This is a genomic window from Brevibacterium sp. HMSC063G07, assembly GCF_001810665.1.
GTDB lineage: Bacteria > Actinomycetota > Actinomycetes > Actinomycetales > Brevibacteriaceae > Brevibacterium.
Map to the genome: position 1 here is coordinate 266699 of NZ_KV802363.1, position 15562 is coordinate 282260.

Here is a 15562-nt window from a genome sequence, read left to right on the forward strand (position 1 = left end):
GCCAGACCCAGTACTGGTACACCTCCGGCGGAGCCGCTGATGTGCGCAAGAAGCCCAGTCCGCTGAGCGTGTCGTTCACGGGCACCCCGATCGTGCCCGAACAGCCTCCGACTGATTCGCAGCAGCCCAAGCCGAAACCCGACACCGGGGGAGACAGCAAGGAGAAGCCGGGCGGCACCTCGTCAGAAGAAAAGAAGCCATCGAAAACCCCGAAGGGATCAGACGCGACCCTGTTCTGGGCGATCAACAAGGAAAGCAGCGCCGGTGGGTTCGCACCCGGCACCTGCAACTTCCTGTCCGCGGGCGTGTCCCCGGACAACGGCGGAGCGGTTGTGTGGGACGCACCCGGAAAGCTGTACAAGCCCAGCGACGGCAACGTGAAAATCGAAAAGCCCGACGCATCCGGCAAGTTCCACACCGCAACATGGCAGAACAAGTGCGATGACCGCTACGGCGGGCGAGTCGTGGCAGCGGACAAGAACTCGCACCACGAATCGCGGTTGAACATGGGCGCCGGAAGCATTGACTTCGAGGACGGCGGAATCACTGCCAGCTGGGAGGGCGGATTCACGATCGTGTTCTACTCCGGCATGACCTACTGGTCGGTCGCCGATCCGAAGCTGACCGTCACAAAGGACGGCAAGGGCGAGCTGACGGGTACCGCATCCGGCTACGGCGCAGACATGGAAGACCTGTCGAAATGGGAGAAGCTGAAGTCCGAAACCATCACACTGGCCACATTCTCCGGGCTCGATGTGGACAAGGCAGTCAAGGACGGCGGATTCACCGTCACCCCCGACTACCAGGGAGTTGAATACGAAGCCGGCGGCGGTCTGACGCCGCAGGACCGCACCGGAAGCGAATGGGGTTCATTCCCCAAGAGCTTTGTCGACTTCAACGTCAAAACCGGGCAGAGCTCCTACTGGTACTCCTCGGGCGGAATTGCAGACGCACGCAAACCCGCGCTGCCGCTGACGGTTGCCTTTGACAACAGCTTCGAGCCCCCAGCGTCAGAACCGGCCAAACCTGGTCAAAGCGCAGCCGGTGCAGGCGGTGCAGCCGGAACCGGTTCAACCGTGCCCGGTGGAAGCACTGTTGGCGGCCCCGGTGCTGCCGGGTCCGGCGGTGGGCCGGGCGCTCTGCCGCAGAGCCCCAATGCTCAGCCGGCAGACGTGGAAGACAAGACCGCTTTCGCTGCCACCGCAGCCGAAGCTCGCCGATCCGAGGGTATGGGCTCAATCAGTGCGAAGAGCTGGGGGCTTGGCGGAGCAACCGCAGCCGCAGGCATTGCCGCAACGGTCGGAATCGGCTGGCTGCTGCGCAGAAGTATCGGGCTCGACCCGAGCACCTGGACCTAAACCACTTACAGACAAAAAGAAAGAAACCCCGAAACCGGGCCAACACCTCGTGGAGGAAACATGACCATCACAGTCCCACCCGCGGAAACCGCGTCATTCTCACAGCGACTGCGCGAAGAAACCCAGCGCGAACACAGCGCGGCCGAATCCGAACGGTTCATCGTCGACCTCATGGGAGGAAAACTCGACCGCGAAGCCTACATTGCGCTGCTGGAACAGTACGCAGTGCTGTATCCGGCACTGGAATCGGCTGTGCAGGCCGCATCATCGGGTTCGGTGCTCGCAATGTTCGACCACCCCGGACTGGCACGCACGCAGGCAATCAATGACGACCTCGACCAGCTGCTCGGCACTGACAGGAAGCCGCCGGTGCCGGTCACAGCAACGCGCCTGCTGGCAGAGCGCTTCCAGTCTGGGCTTGAGCCCGAACAGCTGCTGGCCCACCACTACCTGCGCTACCTGGGTGACCTGTCCGGCGGCTTGGCAATCGGCAAACTGGTCAAGCGGCACTACTCGATCGAAGACGAAGCACTCAACATGTGGCGCTTCCCCGGAATCGACAAGCCGAAGCTGTTCAAGGACGACTACAGGGCCAAGCTTGACGCTGTGTCGCTGAGCGAAGCACAGCAGGAAGCTCTCATCGCCGAAGCCGAACTTGGCTTCCGCCTGAACAAGGCGATCTTCCGCGAACTCGGAGCAGCGCGCGGACTGTGACCGCTCCCAGCTGACAAGCGTGGTGGGTGTCGAGGTGATGAGCGCTTTGGTGCTGTAGCGCTGCTTCGCCGCGGCGTGCCCCGCTGGGGCCCCACCCCCATACAAAGAACGAGGTGCCGCTCACCTGAGAAGGTGAGCGGCACCTCGTCCTTTTTTCTGTGTTTTTCCTGAAGGGGGTTGCGCACCCCAGCTTTGTATCAGTACATTGTTTTATGTATTGATACGAAAGGAGAGGCGATGCAGACATTCTGGATTGTGATCATCATCGGCGTAGTGCTGGCCCAAGCTCCCTTCACGGGCGGGTTCGGCAAAGTGAACACCAAAGAAATCGATAAGCACGCAGCCAAACAGGGACTCCCACTTCCCGGTGATCTTCGTCCGGCGATCACCGATCGGCTGGTCGGCCGTGAACGGTCATCGCTCACGTGGGCAATTGGGGGCCTGCTGATCGGCTTCCTCGCAGTGGCTCTCCTTCGGCTGATTGCCGGTTGGGATAACGGAGAAGCCGTTTACGCACCGCTTGTTTTGGGTGGGCTCGCGGTGGGAAGCGCCTTCGGCAGTCTGCTGCCGGTGCTGCGCACGACGCCCCTTGCCGAAGACCGCCCACGGGTGGCCCGAGCAATACACACAACCGTGCCGGACTACGTCAGCAAGAGCGAAGTGATCTGCTTCTTCCTGGTCCCCGCATCACTGGTTATCAGCACCGTCGGAATGTGGGTGCTCGCCGCCAAAGTTCCGCACATGCCGGCTGAGTTCGACGGTCGATTTGCTGCTCTTACCGGGGTAAATATTGTGCTTCTGGCCATGTGGGCCGTCATGTTCTACGCCGCTCACAAACTTGTGGCAAGCCCGCAGCACGCAGGGAACGACCTCGAACTGGCATGGGATGACGCAGAACGCACAACAGCCCTGCGTGCACTGGGTGACAACGCGGTGGCCATGGCAGTCGTCGCGGCAATCTTTTCGCTGATCAGCGTTGTTGACGTCGTATCGCGCCCAGCTGTGCGGGAAGGAGCAGAAGACCTGACAATCACGCTCGCCTTCGCGGCCTTCATCATCGGCCTTGTTGCTGCGGCGATGGTCACCCTGCCCCTTCTGCCGGGACGTTTGAACCGCACCCCGTGGCGCAAGCTGTGGCCGAACGCGCCGGCTGAGATCAGCCGCACCTCGGAAGCTGCCGCACCCGGCAACCAGAACCCAGCCACCGGCGAACAGGGGGAGGGCAAGTAATGCTGCGCATCGACCCCAAGAGTGATGTTCCGCCGTATGAACAGCTGCGCGATCAGCTCATGGCCCAAATCGAATCGGGTCAGCTGCCGCCGGGGGCTCGTCTGCCGGCGGTGCGCCGCCTGGCCGGTGACCTTGGACTCGCCCCCAACACCGTGGCGCGCACGTACCGGGAATTGGAACGCCGTAGCTATGTGCGCACGGCCGGGCGTAACGGAACGATCGTCACGGAAGACACCCCGGATGACACCGATCCCGCACTGGAGGCCTCCCGCGCTCACGCCAGGGCACTCAGCGCACAGGGCATCGACGTCGACGCGGCAGTCCGACTGCTGCAGCGGGCTTTCGCTGAACTGAAGAAAGGGTGATTGGTTGCGGTCACAGTACTAGCCGCAATTGCTGTCCGGGTTCAGGCCCACAACACAACGCACGAGGTGCCGCTCACCTGAAAAGGTGAGCGGCACCTCGTGCTTAATGGGGTTTGGTCAGTTGTTCTTAGGCCTTTCGTGACGAGCATTGAAGGCCCACACGGCGCAGAAGGCTCCGAAGGCGGCGAGGCCCAGCGCTGCGAGTGTGAGCAGATAGGGGCCGAAGGGCTGGTCGACGAGCGTGCGCAGTGCCGAGTTGGTGCCGCCGGCCTTGTCAGGGTCGTGGGAGACAGCAGCCCACCCGAACAGGCTGCCGACCAGGATGATGGCTAGGCCCTTGGTGATGTATCCGATCTGGCCCAAGCGCTTGACCCATGTGTGAACTCCGCCGTCGAGGTCATCCTCAAACGATTTAAGTACACCGGTGACGATCTGCCCGACGCCGACAGCGGCGATGATAAGCGCGATAAGCAGTACGATGGCGACACCGCCGGGCACAGTGAGGATTTTTCCTGTTACGCCTTCTTGTCTGTTCTCGCTGTTTCCGCCGCTGCCAGTGACAGCGCGAACGGTCGTGAAGCACAGGACGGCGTAGACGACAGCGCGGCAGGCAGAGGCGCAGCGTTTCCAGAGGCGCCTTTTGTCCGTATACTGCTGGTTTCCGATGGCCGCTTCGATCAGCTGCCAGATGACGAGGGCAGCCAATCCGACTGCACAGACAATCAGTACAGCAGAGCCCATCGGCTGCTGCGCGACCTGTTGCAGTGCTCCGGAGTTCGAAGCTTCTTGGCCGCCCGCATCGCCGCCCCAGGCGATCTGCACGGAGATGAAGGCGATCATCAAGTGCACGAAGCCGTAGGCCAGGAGGCCGACGGTCACGAATGCTCGGTAAATCCTGCTCTGCTGAACAGCTTTACCTGCCTTTTGGACGGTTTGGCTATCGGCGTTGCCAGCTTTGTCGGCTGCGTTCTCTGCTTCTGCAGCTGCGTTCTTGGCCGTTTCGGAAATGTCGTTCATGGGATCAATCTAGTTCAGCGCTCCGGGGCATGCCCCGGTCATACGCGCCTGCCGACAGTCGAGCGCGATCGAGCGTGTGGAGGTCTGTAAGAAAGTAGTGGACCTGTGTCAGGCCAACCTGTTCGACACCGCTTACCTATTCGAAACTCAGTCACTGCACGACGCCGCACCCATCGACGTGTTCCAGGCTCAACAACGAAGCACAAGGTACCGCTCACCCGAGAAACTGAGCGGCCCAGCGTGAATTCAAGAACCATCAGAAGATGGGTTAGCTTTTAGAGCCAACTTGAACTAATGAATTCGAATGTGGAGGCGGCAGTAGCAAATCTCGTAGCACGTATAGATTTAAAATGACGAACAACTAGGCGCCGAAGTAAATTGACATCTAGCGGGGGTGAGGTTCGAACTATGCGCAGAGAGAACAAAGAAGTTCCACTTGAATGAGAGAATGTGTACAAAGTCGACGGGTGCTCCAGTGCGCGATTACATGAAGAAACAAAAAGGACAAATCAGTCTGTTCTCAACAGGCACCGAAATACTAATCAGCGTGCGAGTTTCCTTAAAAACTTAAAATCAACGCATTACTACTTACAGAGTTGCTAACCAAACAAGAAGTTTTGCAAAGTCGGACCAAGCACTTTCAGCAGAGGATACGGCCTGTGGGAGGGTGGAACGAAGCTCGCTGTGAAGAGTGTGGCGCCCTGACCTGCATTCGTAAGACCAAAAACGACAAGAATCGCTAACGTAGAGGAAAATTCTGCGTCGATACTACTAGACCCCAAACCTGTAGGCACCAGGCCAGCTAACACCAGCTCGTAAAACGTAAACTAGTGGAAAAGGCCTTCAGTATGTAATCTAAGATAAAGCGCAGAAACTAAATCCACCATACTAAGCAGCGTAGATAGTCGAAAGAATCTACAATGGGACCATAGGATCGTTGAGAGAAACCGCAATTGTTAGAGAACACAAGCGATGCCAACGCAGTAAACTTCGATAACGTCTGGTATAAAACAATATTTGAAGAGCAAACGCGATGAAATACAAACATTTGCCAAACACCACAAGAACACAAAATAAAAAGTCAAAATGCGACAAAATTTCGCTTAATAAAATCGGGAACGGGTATAATTGGTACGTGGCCTGGAAGTACGGCCAGGTGCCCACGAACATCCAAGATGAATCTTCACCAAAATCTACTGATGAACGCACTTATAGCGACAGCAAAAGACTTTCTGTCTTCCTCAGTGTGGCCGGGTTCATGTTGTGTTCCATTGTCGTCGCCGCAATAATGCTCTGGACAATAGGTATCATTAAAGCCCTGCAAAAAGGGAGTTCCAGGATACCAGCGCTTGTTGATCTTCTGGATTCGATCAACAATAAGGATTTTGGAAGTGTCGTAACAGTCAGCAGCTCTGTGGTCACGGCCATTGCGATTTGGCAGTTTGTAATTCGAATCCTTACGAAACGTGTGGAAGAAGAATCCTCAAATTTAACAAAACTAAAAGTTGGGTTTCTAAATAGATGCAGGAGGTTCATCGAACAATATAGCCTGTGGTCCTCCGGCAATAGAGAACAATTTAGAAGTGATGTGAGAGGCGGGAACGGTGCCATAAAAGGGTGGCAGTCTGCGAATGATGAACTAAAAAACATCAAGGATAACTTAAATAGCTTCACTTCACGTGCCACGCAGCTAAAGGGGAGCGAAGTTGTTATTTTTGTTTTTGTTATAATCTTATCTTCAGCGGTTTTGCTGTTAGGGATAATTTCCGAAATGTTCCGGAAGCACACTTGTGGGGATGGACGCCCGGTAGACGTGATGCCATTCTGGTTGACGCTTCCTTTGGTTTTGCTGCACGTTCTGGTCTTCCTCGTAGTTCAAAACGATATATGGAAGTATCGTAGTCTATTAAACCATGCCAGTTTGGGAGACAGCTCCGTACAACCACTTAAATACTTAATCCGCCGAATTGAGTTTGGTTCTAAACATTTCGTTGCTCCGAGTCCCGGACGTCTTAGGAAGCTTAAAGATTCGGTAGCGATTAAGATAGTTTGGTTTGTGACTCTTGTGGCTATTGGAATTAAACTTACTGACGGTGTCGACAGCCGATACGGCACGCCATCTGAGCAGGTAACGATAACCCTATTTTATTGTGTAATAGGATTGGTGTTTCCCTGCATAATATTCTGTTCTTTTGTCGTAGATGGTTCTTTTGTGCGTTCTAAAATCAGCTCAAAAGGACTTGTCAATTGGTTCCGTGTTGTAGTGACTGCGTTTTGTGTGGGCTTTAACCTAATGCTTCCGGCTGGAAGTTTTCTTATAATTCAGGATTGTGAAGACCTTATCTGGTATCCATGGTTCAATCCGTTGCTCAGTCTCTTAGCGTTTGTAATTTTGTGTGATCTAGTCCTGTGTTTTTGTTCTAAAAGAACTTTTGCTTCGGTGTCAGCAGCTCTTATCGAACTGGAAGGTGCGGCTAGCGAACAACTTGCCGCAATCCAGTGCAGTTGTGGGGCTGACCGCTTGTCGCGCTTTGGCCACAAGAAGCTATACTTTGGAAAGAGCCCAGTACCGGATTCGCCGTTCTCGCCCTCAACTTCAGACTGTTCAAGACTTTCTTCATATCGGCGCAACTAGTTGTTGCTGAAATCAACAGATCGGTTTTGATAGTCGCTACGCCCGGTTGTCAACGTCGGACCTGGTGTGTGACTGAATAGATCAGGCAAGCGGCAACATTTCCGTCGTTAGGATCTGCAACAATGTTGGTTAATTCTTGTCATCGGAAGGGGAGTATCCGGTTCGGATTGATAGTGCTTTTTCAGCAACTGTCCCTGCGACTATGTTCCTTAACAACTCAGTCGTCGACCGAGGGTCGCTGTCCCCAATCGCCTCGTCGATCAGCGTATACAGCTCATTCTCAATGGCAATAACCTGTTCGCAGACACCAGCGCCAGCTTCTGTCAGCGAAAGCACCACGTTGCGCCGATCGTTCTCTGCCACGGCGCGGTCAATAAAGCCTTTTTCCACAAGCTTGTCCACAAGTCTGCTGGGGCTCTGCCCGCTGTCGCACACAAGCAGCTCACCCACTTCACGCAAGGTCAGTGGCTGGTGCACTTGGACGATTCGCAACACTTCGGACTGTGACGGCGTCAGGCCCAATGGCCGCAGGCCTTGCGCTAACACCCGGTTTCCCTCGCGCTGGGCAGCAAGAATCAAGTAGCGAAGCTCTTCCGCAGCCTCCATGAGATCACCGAATTCCTCCTATAGCCCACAACAACGACTAAGCCTGCAACCCCAACAGCTGCTAACCTACAGCGACTCGCCGGCAAGAAAGTCTGCGACCGCTTGGGCATAGCTTTCTGGGTGGCTGAACCGAAACATGTGCCCAGTCCTTTCAAGAACCTGCTCTCGCGCGTGCGGTATTCCCTCCCGCAGTACCCGGGCGGCGTCATCACCAATCAGGGTGTCATGTGATGGTGTCAGTATAAGTGTCGGAACATTCACTTGGCTCAGCTGCTCGGTGTAGTCAGCGGCTACGACCGCTCTCACGCGCGCTCCGAAAGACTGTGCCGGTGTGTTCTCCAAGAAGAGGCTACGACTGTCATCCTTTGACCACGGCACCTGACCCTCGAAATCGTGTGGTGAGGACAGACGATGCGCGTGGACCCGCAGCACAAGCTGTCTGTACGCCGCACCGCGCAACTTGGCCATAGCAAGCATCACGTTCTTCGACAGGGCTGAGGACAACGGGTTAGCCGCAAAACCTCCCGACATCACAAGACCAGTAAGCCCTTCCGGCTGGCGAACAGCAAGTGCCAGAGCGATATTCGCTCCGAAAGAATCCCCAACCAATACGTAGCGATTAAGGCCAGAGACTTCAGCAGCAAGGACATCCGCGTACCGTTCAATGTCGTTAACCCCTTCGGGCAAAGCGGGGGAGAGGCTGGGATAGCCAGCAAGGGCGGTAAGCCTCTCGGTGTTCCAGGGCGCGCCGGAAAAGCAGGGGACGTAGACAAGCGTGGGTAACTCCATAATTAAATCCTATGACATAGATGTCACGACATCTAAATCACACGCGATGCCGGCCCCAGTGCTGACCACAGCACCCACCGCCGGGCTCAGTTCCCCAGCACAAAGAACGAGGCGCCGCACACCACACCCTTCCTCGCCGTCTTCCGGCGGGGTCGGGGCGGCAGCGGCGCCTGTTCGGCCGATGGTGTCAGCTGACAGTTTGCTCTTCGAGCTCCACAAGTTCGCGTTCGCGTTCCTGCGTGGGGACGCGGCGTATGAAAACTGCTGCGATGAGCGCTCCGAGTGCTACGAAACCACACGTGATGAAAGCGGCACCCGCACCATCGGCGTGTGCGCCCTGTTCGGAAAGGCCAGAACTGAGTGCACGGGCCTGAGCGGAACCGTAAATCGAGATCATGAGCGCGGTTCCAGCAGCACCGGCCAGCTGCTGCATCGTGTTGAAGATGGCTGAACCGTGACCGTACAGCTGCTTTGGCAGCGAACCCAGTGCCGTGGTCATGACGGGTGTGAAGATCATGGCCAAGCCAACTGCGAAAGCCGTGAAGATCACAGCAATAAGCCACGGGCTGGTGTTCTCGCTGACGGCAGCCAATACGAACATGCTGATCACTGCAATCAGCATGCCGGGAATCAGCAGCGGTTTGGGGCCGAAACGGTCAAACAGGCGCCCCGCAATGGGAGAGAGCGCGGATTCCAGGATGCCGCCGGGCAAGGTGATAAGTCCGGTAACAAGTGCGGTGGCCATCAGCCCGCCCTGGATGAACAGAGGCAGAGTGTTCATGAGTCCCAGCAGGGCTGCGAAGAAGCCCATCATGGCAAGAAGGCACAGGGTGAAGTTGAGGTTGGTCAGCGGGCGCAGGTCAAGAAGTGCGTTGCCGTGTTTGCCGCGCACAATCTGGCGCCATACAAACAGCGCAAGACCGATGATGCCGATGACCAGGATGGTTACCGGGGTGCGTGCCTCCGGCCCACCAGCCGTGATCACGCTGATCGAGCTCAAACCGTAGACCAGGCCACCGAAGGCGAATACAGACAAGATCATGGACAGCACGTCAATGCCTTCGGAGGTGCGTTCGCTGGCGTTGGTCAGTTTGACGGCGCCGATAATCGTCGCGATAGCCACCAGCGGCACCATGATGGTGAAGATTCCGTGCCAGCTGGTCACACTGAGAATCAGACCGGCAACCGTTGGGCCAAGGGCGGGTGCAGCTGCCATGACTACACCGATCAGACCCATGATGGTGCCGCGCCGGTTGGCCGGAACCCATGAGCATTGTGACGGTCATGAGCAGCGGCATGATGATCGCGGTGCCGATTGCTTGGGCAACGCGGGCAAGCAGCATGATCACAAAGTTTGGTGCGAGCGCCGCGCCGATCGTGCCGACCAGGAAGATGATGGTGGCGAAGAAGAACACCGATCGTGTGGTGAACCTGCCCAGAATCCATCCGGTCATGGGCAGCACAATCGCCATGGTCAGAAGGAATCCGGTGAGGAACCACTGAGCAAGGTCCGCACCGATCCCCAGGTCTTTCATGATGGACGGAAGCGCAACCGCGACCGTGGTTTCGTTCAACATCATGACGAATGCGGTTGACACAAGAACGGTGAGGACCCATTTCACCGTCGACGGAATAACAGCGTTTGGTGACGTTTCAGGCACGTTGAAAAGCCTTCAGTTTGGAGGGCCCCATAACGAGGGGTGACGGCGGCTGCAGAAAGAAAAGGTGCCGCATCCGGATGCTAACAAGACTTCCACTCGGCCCGTAAGTTACGTGACGCGCTTCATAGACAGTGGCAAAGCGGCCGCTTAAGCCGCTGCACGGGGGATCCCTGGGCTCTGTGTGACGAAATCATGTACAGAAGAACACCGGGAACCACCACCGAGCTTTATCGTGACCGCATGAGCACGCACACACCTCAGTCTTTCCAGCCCCGAGCCAAACGTCCCGACAAATCCGACCCCTCAAGTCTCGACTTCACGACTCAGGCGGTGCACGTCGGCAATGAGATTGATCAAGGTTCGGGTGCCATTCGCACGCCGATTGTCTTGGCGAACTCCTACGCTCTGCCCGAGGACCCATCCAACGTCAGCTGGTCCGGCACCGATGTTCCGCTTTACACCCGCAATTCGGGTGCTAACCAGCTGGCTCTGCAGCAGAAACTGGCAGCACTCGAAGGCGGCGAGGACGCTGTCGCGCTCGCCTCCGGTGTTGCCGCTTTGCACGCGGTGTTCTTCAGCTATCTCAAGTCAGGTGACCACATTGTCGTTGCCGATGTCACCTATGAGGCCACATGGCGCCTGTTCAAAGAACTGCTGCCGCAGAAGTACGGCATTGAGGCCACGTTCGTTGACGCGAGCGACCCCAAAGAAGTCGAAAGCGCCATTCGCCCGAACACACGCTTGGTGCACGTTGAGGTCATCGCAAACCCGACAACCAAGATCACTGACATCCCGAAGATTGCGGACATTGCCCACAAGGCCGATGCCCTGTTGGTGGTTGATTCGACGTTCACCCCGCCACCCCTGTACCGCCCGCTGGAAGACGGTGCGGACTTGGTGGTGCACTCGCTGACCAAGTACATCAACGGTCACGGCGACGCGATGGGCGGTGCGGTCGTCGGCAGCCGCGACGCCATCCGCCCAATCAAACAGGACGCGATGGTCGATGTGGGCGGCATCATTTCGCCATTCAACGCGTGGCTGATCAACCGCGGCTCGATCACCCTGCCGCTGCGGCTTCGCCAGCACCTGGACTCCGCCCAGAAGGTGGCCGAGTTCCTCGACGCTGATCCTCGAGTTGCCTACGTCGCCTATCCGGGTCTGAAGTCGCACGCACAGTATGAGGTCGCCATACGTCTGTTCGGAAACCGCGGCTTTGGTGGTGTTCTGGCCTTTGCTGTTGAAGGAGATTCCGACACCCAGAACCGCTTTGTGGCGAATCTGCGCGTGGTCACCTCCGCGGTATCGCTCGGACATGACGAATCGCTCATTGTGCACGTCGGCACCGAGGGTCCTCGCGTTGCCGCCTACCCACCCGAGTTCCAAAAGTGGGGTCACCTGCGGTTCTCCGTCGGCCTGGAAGCAGCTGAGGACATCATCGGCGATCTCGCAGCGGCTCTCGATGCCACCTTCGGCCCCGTTGCCTGACTGACAAAGCACGAGGTGCCGCTCACCTGAGAAGGTGAGCGGCACCTCGTGCGTTGGTCAGCGGTGGGACTCGCGACCGAGTTTCTTCAGAAGCTCAGCTTCGGCATTCGGTCCCGGCTGCACACCGCCGGGCAGGCGGAGCATGAGGACGACGCCGACAGCCAGCCACAGGCCGAACATCAGCCATGACGGCCATTCAAGCTGAGCCGACCACGGGGTGACCGGCAGGTACAGCAAGAACAGGAACAGGCAGAGCAAAGCCGAGATGACACCGATGACAATGCCGCCGTTGCCCTTGCCTCCGACGCGCATGGGGCGTTCCATTTCAGGTTCCTTCTTGCGCAGCTGCACGAATGCGATCGACACGAGGAAATAGGTGATGACGATCATTGGGGAACCGGCATCGACAACCCAGCCGAGCATTGCCGAACCGAGGAACGGCGCAACAACCGACAGCGCACCAATGAACAGCAGCGCGTTGATCGGCGTGCGGTAGGTGGGGTGAATCTTGCCGAACCACGCCGGCAGCATGCCCGACTGTGCAAGTGCCCACATCAGACGGGACGCACCCATGAGGAACGCGTTCCAGCTGGTGATGATGCCCGCCAGACCACCGGCAATGACAATCTTGCCCCACGTGGGATGACCCAGCATGGCTGACAGCGCATCGGCCGTGACCAGACCCCCGTCGGCGTTGAGCACGGCAATGTCACTGTGGGGCATCGAAATCGAGGTGGTGAAGATAATCACCACGTACCAGGCGGCGGCCATGAGCACGGCCAGAACAACGAGCTTGCCGATCTGACGAGGTTTGACGTTGATCTCTTCAGCAGCCTGCGGCAGCACGTCGAAGCCCACAAAGAGGAACGGCACGGTGGTCAACACCAGTGCGAAGCCGGTGAACCCTCCGGAGAACCACGGTTCGACGTGCTTCATTTCGCCGCCGACACCCGCACCGGTGACCAGCAGCAGACCGACAATCAGCAGGAACGAAACAACGAACGTCTGCACGAGCGACGCGACCTTCACGCCGCGGATGTTGATGTAGGTCAGAACAATCGCAGTGACAACGCCGATGAGCGCCCAGGTCAGGTACACATCGAAGCCTGCGACGTTCCAGAGGAAGATCTTTTCAATGTCCGGCAGCAGGTACAGCGCGGTCTTCGGAACTGCGACGGCCTCGAACATGACCACTGTGATGTAGCCGCCGACAATGCACCATGAACCGATCATCGACAGTTTCGGCCCCATAGCGCGCATGAGGTAGTTGTGCTCACCGCCTGCAAGCGGCATGGCAGCGACAAGTTCGGAGTACACAACACCGACAAACGCCATGATGACGCCACCGCCGGCAAATGCCAGAAGTGCGCCCATTGTCCCTGCCTGTTCAATCCAACCGCCAGCCAGAACAATCCAGCCGAAGCCGATCATGGCGCCGAAGCCCACGAACAGCGCATCGAGTCGGCCCATGGCTTTCTTGAAGATGGAGTCGTGGGAAACCTGTGTGTAGCTTCCCGCCTGTTGTTCCGGCGCGTTCATGCTGTCTCCTTTGTCAGCGGCCCTCGCACGCAAGTGCGACGAGTCCGAGGGTCTGTGGAACTGTGCCCAGCAAGAATAAAGCCTTTTATGTTCAAAATCACATTGTGCTTACACGGCCCCGTCAAAAACCATGCAGCATTCGCCACGGGATCAGAGCAGATCCGCACCCAAGAGCGGGCAGCACGCAACGAGAGAACCGGCCAACAACACGCTGGGGGCGCCAGTGCTTCAGCACGCTGGCGCCCCCAGTCCTCATCGATTCAGCGATGTGTTCAGTTTGCGTGTGTCAGTCGCCGGTCGTGTCTTCCCATTCTGGGCGGCGTGCTTCCGGCTTGGTTTCCAGCGCGCACATGACCAAGACGACGATGCTGACAACGAGGCTGATGAATGTCAGTGCGCCGGGGAATCCGGCATCCTGCAGGCGCCGCCAGCCGACTGACAGCGACGGAATCATCACGGCGAGGCTGAACAGAACGACTGCGCCCCAAATGAGGAACACGAAGATGCCGGCGATTCCGGCCCCCATGGCGGCGGCGTCGGGGTTCGAGGCTGTCGCTGCTGAAACCGCGATGACGATCTGGATGATGATCACAGCGAGCATGGGAACCAGCATGATGACGCCGTTGATCAGCTGCGGCCACCAGTACTCGGATTTCGAAGCGTATCCGGAAAACCGGAAGGACTTCTTCCAGAAGCGCTTGTACGCCTCCATCATGGAAACGCCATAAACCGGTTGGCTGAGCGGAAGCGGCATTCCCTGCGCGCGGTAGTCATCAGCTGTCAGCAGCTGAGGTGCCGGCTGGCCGTAGGCTGCATTCGCACCGAACGGGCCGGGCTGGGCAAAGGGGTCCTGCTGGCCGGGCTGGCTGTAGGCACCTGGATGCTGGGCGCCGGGCTGGCTGTATGCGCCAGGTTGGCTGTAGGGAGTCTGTCCGCCGTATGCGCCAGGCTGCGATGGCTGGTTCGGCTGTTCATACGCACCTGGCTGGCTGTAGGGGTCCTGCTGACCGTACCGGTCTTGCGGGTTGTTCTGGCCGGCGTCGTTCTGCTGATTGAAGTCCGGATTGTAGGGGTCGTTGCTGCCTGGGTAGCTGCTCATAGTCTTTGCTTTCTTAGGTGTCCCGGCCAGTGTGGTGAGGTTCTAAGGTCAGCGGCCGGAGCATAACCAGCAACCATTATGCCGATGCCGTCAAGCTTGGCTTTCAGAAGAGGACCGACTGTCTGCAGGCGCGGGAATCATCATGTTGTCAATCAGCCGGACCGGCCCGACGTGAGCGGCAATGAGCGCTAGAGCGGGCAGCTGCTCGGTCACCTCGAGCGTTGCCGGATTGACCAGGGTCAGGTAGTCAAGGGTGACTCCCTCTGTGCTGTTGACTTCTTCGCGCAGCCGGTCGAGGTGGAGCTCACCACCGGCTTCGGCACGTTCGGCAAGTTCTGTGAGCACGCGGGACAGGATAAGCGCGGCTTCGCTTTCCTCCGGGGTCATCCGCTGGTTGCGACTGGACATGGCAAGGCCCTTGAGGCTGCGTTCCGTAGGGACCGGCTCAATCTCAACGTCGATGTCGAGGTCGGCAACCATGCGCTTGACGATCATGAGCTGCTGGGCATCCTTCTGTCCGAAGTACGCGTGCAGCTGTGCTGGGGAGCTGAAGATGTTGAACAGCTTCGCCACGACCGTCGTCACACCATCGAAGTGCCCGGGACGCGACGCGCCTTCAAGAACGCGCCCCATGTTTCCTGCTGTCACGGAAACCAGCGGACCGTCCGGGTAACCGGGATACATTTCTTCGACACTGGGGGCGAAGACAAGGTCAATACCGGCACGATCGAGCACCTCGATATCAGCTTCCAGGGTGCGCGGATAGTTGTCGTAGTCCTCAGCATCGTCGAACTGCAGAGGGTTGACGAAGATCGATGCGGCAACAACGGAATTGCCCTGGGCGGCGCGGAACAGCGCTTCGTGGCCCGAATGCAGCGCACCCATCGTGGGAACGAGGCCGACAGTGTCGCCGTCTCGTTCGCGCAGCAGACGCTGCAGAGCAGCGCGCAGCTCTTTCACGGTGCGGGCAACGACAACAGACATACAACCTCCCAGGCACAGTCGGCGTTCAACCAGCCGCACCAATGGTAGACCCGCGGCGGAATGGTGCAGAAGACATG

At 57.9% G+C, this 15562-nt stretch carries 12 protein-coding genes and 2 pseudogenes; 6 read left to right on the forward strand and 8 right to left on the reverse strand.

The window, feature by feature from the left end; all coding sequences use genetic code 11:
• The 4 genes and pseudogenes from HMPREF2757_RS11945 to HMPREF2757_RS09850 all read left to right on the forward strand — a co-directional run.
• Positions 1–1358, forward strand: a pseudogene (locus HMPREF2757_RS11945) (hypothetical protein); the annotation flags it as partial.
• 60 nt (positions 1359–1418) lie between these two features.
• A complete protein-coding gene (locus HMPREF2757_RS09840; protein ID WP_061941810.1) occupies positions 1419–2072 on the forward strand; it encodes a biliverdin-producing heme oxygenase in 654 nt (217 codons plus the stop codon).
• A 237-nt stretch (positions 2073–2309) separates the two neighbouring features.
• Positions 2310–3302, forward strand: a complete 993-nt coding sequence (locus HMPREF2757_RS09845; protein ID WP_070576081.1) for a hypothetical protein — start codon at positions 2310–2312, stop codon at positions 3300–3302.
• The gene (locus HMPREF2757_RS09850) at positions 3302–3667 is read left to right on the forward strand and encodes a GntR family transcriptional regulator (protein WP_019174168.1); all 366 of its coding nucleotides are present in this window, start codon (positions 3302–3304) and stop codon (positions 3665–3667) included. Before HMPREF2757_RS09845 ends, HMPREF2757_RS09850 begins: the two co-directional genes overlap by 1 nt.
• 117 nt (positions 3668–3784) lie before the next feature.
• Here the strand turns inward: HMPREF2757_RS09850 and HMPREF2757_RS09855 are convergent, their stop codons facing one another.
• Positions 3785–4684 (reverse strand): DUF1206 domain-containing protein, encoded by a 900-nt coding sequence (locus HMPREF2757_RS09855; RefSeq protein ID WP_083304230.1) that lies wholly within the window; start codon positions 4682–4684, stop codon positions 3785–3787.
• A gap of 1135 nt (positions 4685–5819) precedes the next feature.
• On the opposite strand from HMPREF2757_RS09855, the gene HMPREF2757_RS11755 reads away from it, so the two are divergent.
• On the forward strand, positions 5820–7319 hold the full coding sequence (locus tag HMPREF2757_RS11755; RefSeq protein ID WP_141750249.1) for a hypothetical protein: 1500 nt from the start codon (positions 5820–5822) through the stop codon (positions 7317–7319).
• A 129-nt stretch (positions 7320–7448) separates the two neighbouring features.
• Here the strand turns inward: HMPREF2757_RS11755 and HMPREF2757_RS09865 are convergent, their stop codons facing one another.
• The 4 genes and pseudogenes from HMPREF2757_RS09865 to HMPREF2757_RS12245 all read right to left on the reverse strand — a co-directional run.
• Positions 7449–7925 (reverse strand): MarR family winged helix-turn-helix transcriptional regulator, encoded by a 477-nt coding sequence (locus tag HMPREF2757_RS09865; protein WP_070576087.1) that lies wholly within the window; start codon positions 7923–7925, stop codon positions 7449–7451.
• 66 nt (positions 7926–7991) lie between these two features.
• Positions 7992–8714: an alpha/beta fold hydrolase gene (locus HMPREF2757_RS09870; RefSeq protein ID WP_070576090.1), complete on the reverse strand. Its 723-nt coding sequence runs from the start codon at positions 8712–8714 to the stop codon at positions 7992–7994.
• Between the two features lie 187 nt (positions 8715–8901).
• Positions 8902–9930, reverse strand: coding sequence for an MFS transporter (locus tag HMPREF2757_RS09875; RefSeq protein ID WP_256278307.1), 1029 nt, complete (start codon positions 9928–9930; stop codon positions 8902–8904).
• Between the two features lie 115 nt (positions 9931–10045).
• Positions 10046–10294: pseudogene (locus tag HMPREF2757_RS12245) on the reverse strand (MFS transporter); the annotation flags it as partial.
• Between the two features lie 321 nt (positions 10295–10615).
• Between HMPREF2757_RS12245 and HMPREF2757_RS09880 the strand changes: the two are divergent.
• On the forward strand, positions 10616–11863 hold the full coding sequence (locus tag HMPREF2757_RS09880; protein WP_070576094.1) for a trans-sulfuration enzyme family protein: 1248 nt from the start codon (positions 10616–10618) through the stop codon (positions 11861–11863).
• Between the two features lie 57 nt (positions 11864–11920).
• Here the strand turns inward: HMPREF2757_RS09880 and HMPREF2757_RS09885 are convergent, their stop codons facing one another.
• From HMPREF2757_RS09885 to panC, 3 genes are all read right to left on the reverse strand, one after another.
• On the reverse strand, positions 11921–13402 hold the full coding sequence (locus tag HMPREF2757_RS09885) for an APC family permease (protein ID WP_070576096.1): 1482 nt from the start codon (positions 13400–13402) through the stop codon (positions 11921–11923).
• Between the two features lie 286 nt (positions 13403–13688).
• Positions 13689–14501 carry a DUF805 domain-containing protein gene (locus tag HMPREF2757_RS09890; protein WP_070576099.1) on the reverse strand — a complete coding sequence of 271 codons (813 nt, stop codon included), beginning with the start codon at positions 14499–14501 and terminating at the stop codon, positions 13689–13691.
• A gap of 90 nt (positions 14502–14591) precedes the next feature.
• Complete coding sequence (gene panC, locus HMPREF2757_RS09895) at positions 14592–15485, reverse strand: pantoate--beta-alanine ligase (RefSeq protein WP_070576103.1); 894 nt, start codon at positions 15483–15485, stop codon at positions 14592–14594.
• Between the last annotated feature and the right edge of the window lie 77 nt (positions 15486–15562).